The organism is Corynebacterium tapiri, from assembly GCF_006334925.1.
Taxonomy (GTDB): Bacteria; Actinomycetota; Actinomycetes; order Mycobacteriales; family Mycobacteriaceae; genus Corynebacterium; species Corynebacterium tapiri.
Window position 1 is genome coordinate 1 of sequence record NZ_VDHJ01000023.1, and the last position, 5103, is coordinate 5103.

The 5103-nt window shown below is 51.3% G+C and carries 4 protein-coding genes and 2 pseudogenes; 4 read left to right on the forward strand and 2 right to left on the reverse strand.

All coding sequences use genetic code 11. The features are described from left to right. From FHE74_RS10435 to FHE74_RS10450, 4 genes and pseudogenes are all read left to right on the forward strand, one after another. Positions 1-798, forward strand: a pseudogene (locus tag FHE74_RS10435) (hypothetical protein); the annotation flags it as partial. 168 nt (positions 799-966) lie between these two features. Next, the gene (locus FHE74_RS10440) at positions 967-1305 is read left to right on the forward strand and encodes a hypothetical protein (RefSeq protein ID WP_139466455.1); all 339 of its coding nucleotides are present in this window, start codon (positions 967-969) and stop codon (positions 1303-1305) included. Between the two features lie 195 nt (positions 1306-1500). After that, the gene (locus FHE74_RS10445) at positions 1501-2130 is read left to right on the forward strand and encodes a recombinase family protein (protein WP_139466456.1); all 630 of its coding nucleotides are present in this window, start codon (positions 1501-1503) and stop codon (positions 2128-2130) included. A 142-nt stretch (positions 2131-2272) separates the two neighbouring features. After that, a complete protein-coding gene (locus tag FHE74_RS10450; protein ID WP_139466457.1) occupies positions 2273-2602 on the forward strand; it encodes an ATP-binding protein in 330 nt (109 codons plus the stop codon). Between the two features lie 381 nt (positions 2603-2983). On the opposite strand, the gene FHE74_RS10455 is transcribed toward FHE74_RS10450, so the two are convergent. Further along, positions 2984-3709, reverse strand: a complete 726-nt coding sequence (locus FHE74_RS10455) for a hypothetical protein (RefSeq protein WP_139466458.1) — start codon at positions 3707-3709, stop codon at positions 2984-2986. Between the two features lie 404 nt (positions 3710-4113). Then, positions 4114-5103: pseudogene (locus FHE74_RS10735) on the reverse strand (hypothetical protein); the annotation flags it as partial.

Below are 5103 nucleotides of genomic sequence, written 5' to 3' on the forward strand. Positions count from 1 at the left end.
GAGCTGACCACCCCTGACGGGCGAGGACGCTACAACGTCTTTGAAGGCGGCATGATCTACTGGACCCCAGAAACCGGAGCACACTTCGTCACCGGATTGACCCAACTTGTGTGGGCTGGTTCCGGGTACGAAAAGGGAGAATACGGCTACCCAATTGGTGATAGCTACATCAACGATTCAGGTGATACCGTCCAGAACTTCGAGAAGAAGCAGCTCAACCTCACCCAGCTCATCAAAGATGCAGGCGATACGCTGATTTCCGGTAAACCTATCAGCACCTTGCTGGTGAAGTATCTCAGTGCAGAATTGGGTCAAGACTACGCTGAATACATCGAAAACCATCCAGTCCTTCAAGCCAATGATTCCATACTTGATGATGGCGGAGTGCCTGTACCGACCAACCCTAAATATATTTATGATCCCAAACAGGGGTACCTGAACGACTATTGCACAAAGTCACCAGACGAATATAGATATAGACCGCACCCTGACACGCGCTTCGCATGGGGAACCCGTGGAGCAAGAGCCCTAAGAACTAATGCAAACTTCAGAGGTCCATGCGCGCGACACGACCAGTGTTATGAAAAACTCAAATACAACGGAAGAACTAAAGATCAGAACTCGGCTGCATACGCGGACTGTAACCGACGGTTCCGTAATGATCTGCACACCGTATGCAAGAACGTTTACGACTTTTATTCCCCCGCGAACCGGGCCTGTCGCTCCAGGGGAAATATTTACTATGACGTCGTAGTAGCGGTTCATCCAGATCACTGGCCTGGGCATCTTTTGGGATAAACGCAAATGAGAAAAACTTTGTGCCTACTGGTGGGGACGTCGGCCCTGTTGCTATCGGCGTGTGGCAACGCTGTGTTTACAGAAGGCTCTGGACGGGTTGGTTTTTCCCCGAGCGGATCTGGAGAGGTCATTGTTCATGTGGAAACCTGCGGGGCTAAATTCACTTACGTGAGTTTGCACGGCCCGAATAGCAACGGGGCCTACGACCGTTACGCAATGCTATCCCCAAGGAAGCCGATTTCTGGTTATTCTGAGGTTAATATGTCCAATCCAGGTCCCGACTGGACATCAGAAGGCCCAATCGAGACACCGACTGACCCCGATGAACCATTAAGCGGTAGTTCTGGGTCGCCTAGAGCTGACGTCAAAGCAGCTAGCGTAAGCGCAAAGCTCTCCGAAATTCGTGCGCTCAAAGAAGGGGAGATTCTTATTGGAAAACCTGCAAGTGAGGATTTTGAATCAACGCGCAAGATTGTGACGAAGGCAGAATTTACCCAATGCGATTAAGCGTAGAAGAGCACGCGCGGGCTGAGCAATAGCTCCAAGCACCACGCTGTCACACGGTAGTGCCCGGCATCATTGAGGTGTCGGGCACTTCTCGCGTTAAGGCACCCGTGACCGGGCAGTGTTACACCTTTTGGAGTACACCCCATCCGAACATTTCAGGGGTTGCCATAAAACCTGTTCACTAGGGTTGGTTCCATGACTAATCGAACAGAATCGTCACTATCTCTAGAGACACCTGAACAGTCCGGAAGCGTTTCAGGGCACAAAGTGGGATACGCCCGGGTGAGCTCACCTCAGCAGAATCTGGCTCGCCAGATCGAACAGCTCGAAGCAGAATCAGTGGATACCTATTTCACCGATGAAGCCAGTGGCAGCTCGCGTTCCCGCCCTGGACTTGAAGAAGCACTGCGATATCTGCGCTCTGGCGATCAGCTCGTAGTCACCTCGATGGACCGGTGCGCTCGGTCTCTTGCAGATCTCCACTCGATCGTGGACGAACTAGTCGGCAAAGGAGTGTCGGTGAAGTTCCTCAAGGAGGGACAAGTTTATTCGCAGGACTCAACACCAGTTGCGACGTTGATGCTGGGACTACTTGGTGCGGTGGCAGAGTTTGAGCGTTCGATCATCCGCGATCGCCAAGCAGAAGGCATCGCCCGAGCAAAGCAGCGCGGCGTATACAAGGGGCGAGCCAAAGCACTGACCGACGAACAAGTCGACCAAGCACGCCAGTGGGTTGGTGAAGGTATCCCTAAAGCAGAAGTGGCAAGACGCCTTAAAATCGGACGCACAACCCTATACGCATATCTGAACCAGGAGCCCCGTTAAAAACGGCCCTAGGAGTCACACCTCTTGGCGCTCTTATAACAGGCCCCTATCGAAGCTGAGCTGCATTAGATGTCGATGTTCTACTGCGCTGGCACCGGATCTCTTGCCGCGTTGTCGCGGTTTTATAGCCAAGGCCAGAGGTATGGATCACTGGAATACACCTCCCGAGCGACGAGAGACGCTGATGGTGGTGGTTATCTACAAAGCACCGCGTATTTTCCAAGCAGCGTCGAAAGAGAAAAAGGATAAAGATGCAGCAAACCAGCGCGAGGCATTAGTTCGGGATTTGGTTAGCCCTGGCCGTAGCGCGGGCGTGATGGTGGAGCTTGCCTCTCAGCGGTTGACGGTGGGTGCGATACCGTCGGTGATCCGTGATCTGACGGGTGTGAAGATTGCCGGTCGAGCTACTCGAGCTGAGGATGCCGAGCTGGTGTGGGTATCCGGCTTGGGCCAGGTGAGCCGAGACCCGTAGATGTGCGGCGGGGCCAGTTTGTGGCCGATGACGGTAAAGGGCCGTTGTGGGGCTGTCCGTATATTCGACGTTTTTGTCAGAGTGATGGAATCAGCCGACCGGCGGAGTGGAGGCAGACCGGCTTGGAGGGCCGCAGCTGCCGACGCGACGGGAAGGGAGGCTGGGCCGGCGCAGGCGGCCTGAGAGTGAGGGGGCAGGCACGCACGCGACCTAGTGTTACCACAATTCGGCTGCTGCACCAGCCTCTTCATTAGGAGTGAGGGAGTTATCGTTATCTGTCATCCGAGTGGTGGCAACGTTTCAGCGAAGTTGACTTTCGTTAGAGCCTCTCCTTCAGCTCTTGTGGAGCAGCGTCCACCGCTTCTACTGAAAATCTCTATTTCAAAGAATTTTTGATACCGAGGCTATGCCACAGGCTTCGTCACTGCAGGCGCCTTTTTCGAACGGGATTTCGGTGACAATAGACTCGGGGCTACCCCAGCGTCGAATCTCGATTAGACCATCTCTCCTGACTCCAAACAGAGCTTCAATAGAAGAATTGACGCGGACGTACGTTTCTCGAGTTACGCCGTCAACATGACCAGTACGCTCAGGGTCCTTAGTGTCACGATGGTTGATGAATACACTCCCCTGATCGTCAATAAATCCAGTTTCACCAAATGGCAACATGACGTGTTTTACGAAGTTATTCGCCAAGGTCATCTTGAACTCTCTGGTGTTTTCGACTTTCAGGGTCATCTCGGGTGTTACCCGAACTTCAAAAGATTTGAGCTTGGTTACCTCACCATCAGGGACGCCCTGAAGCACCTCGAACAGACCGGCTCCTAGATAATTCACATGAGAGTACTTGAAATCAGGAGTTGTGAGATCGTAGCCTTCTGGAAACGGTATTTGTTTAACCTGACCATTGGATTTAAGAAGGTAAAGTTCTTTCTTCTTAGGATCATCGCCCAGGCTATCTCCGGCAATTAATGCGTGATTTTCTCCAACAGCCAAGGAATGAACACCTGAGGGAATCGGTACACTGTTCACTTCGCCCCTGTTGAACACTACCGCTTTAAAGAGAAATTCTGCCGACTGAGATTCGTTCATAATTGCGACGGCCATCTTCCCCTCCGGCGAATGGTCGAAATAAGAAGGAAAGCTGTACTTCGGGAAGGTGTATTCCGGTTCAGGTTCTCCTGGCGCCGAGATTGAATTCGCGAAGTATAAATGAGTCTTCTCGCTTGAGGTAAGGGCAACTGGGGTCCAGCTCCCTTGCCCTTCTACGTGATCCAGTGGTTTTCCAGTATCTGAATAAAGGTAGTACGAGTTCTCAATCCAAGATGAATGTGGTTGGAGAACCGGACCGTAGGACGCGATATAGTTCCCGGATTCTCCCCAGGCGTGCTCAGAGGCTGACTCTACGCTACGACTATTGGAACACGAGACTAATAGCGTCGTCGATAGCACAACGGATAGGGATACTACCTTTCTCAGGACCACTTTCTATCTCCTTTTCGTAAACGCTTCTAGTAAGTCACTACAAGCGGACTATCCCGGATATCAGTTGGGTAGACCCCTGGTCCTCCGTTCTTATCCAAATCAATCCTATTTCCAGTAGCAGCCTTGTAGGCGGCCCAAACTAGAGAGGAACAATTGAAGTTTTCGCCTTCAACATTTTTATTGAAAGCGAAGTTATACCGATACCCAGCACCAGCAATGTTGTAGTCAGGGCCTGCTTTGCTTAAGGCCCAATCAGCAGCAGAATTTCTTGAAGCTTGATCCGTCAAAACATATTGTTTACGCAGGTTACGCAAACGAGGATCGTGATCAGCCCGCGGATCGCCGACAGGAAAATTTTTAAGCCTTTTTACGCCTGCTTTCGGATCATCCTGACCCGAAGATGATCCAATTCCGGGATGCCCAAAGGCTTCGACCGTATCATTCCTTGAAGAATCGGTAGCTGATGGACTTCCGACGAAAATTCCATTATGGCCATGATTTACTCGGGCCGTAGTTCCATCAGAATAGAAAATATCTCCTCGATGCTTAGGGTTTGTCGGGTCAGTGTTTCCCCCTTCGGGAAGACCTGCCTGCAAGGAAGCACTTTCTTGTTCGAATTGCTCATTGTACTTGAGCAAGTCCTTCAACGCTTCAGAAAACACTGCATACAGATCATCATTATGGACTGATTGGGCGTATTCAAGACCGTCTTCATAGACCTGTTTAGCGTCTAGGTGATGACTTTGGTTTCCTGGCATGTTATCGACGATTTGTTGAATGACGTCTGCATACCCATTTATCTCTCCTTTCTCGAACCTCTGAGACATCTTTACTCCCTTAAAGTCTTTCTTGGCGTCTTCAATTGGGTAACCGTAAGGACCTTTTTCATATCCAGATTTTGCCCAGCTGAGCAGAACTGTTCCCGTAACAGGATGTGCTCCGGTTTCTGGGGTCCAGTAGATCATGCCGCCTTCAAAGACGTTGTAGCGTCCTCGCCCGTCAGGGGTGGTCAGCTC

Coding starts and splice junctions, on each gene's coding strand:
- FHE74_RS10455 (WP_139466458.1), bottom strand. CDS start 3,709: ATGGCCGTCGCAATTATGAACGAATCTCAGTCGGCAGAATTTCTCTTT.
- FHE74_RS10445 (WP_139466456.1), top strand. CDS start 1,501: ATGACTAATCGAACAGAATCGTCACTATCTCTAGAGACACCTGAACAG.
- FHE74_RS10450 (WP_139466457.1), top strand. CDS start 2,273: ATGGATCACTGGAATACACCTCCCGAGCGACGAGAGACGCTGATGGTG.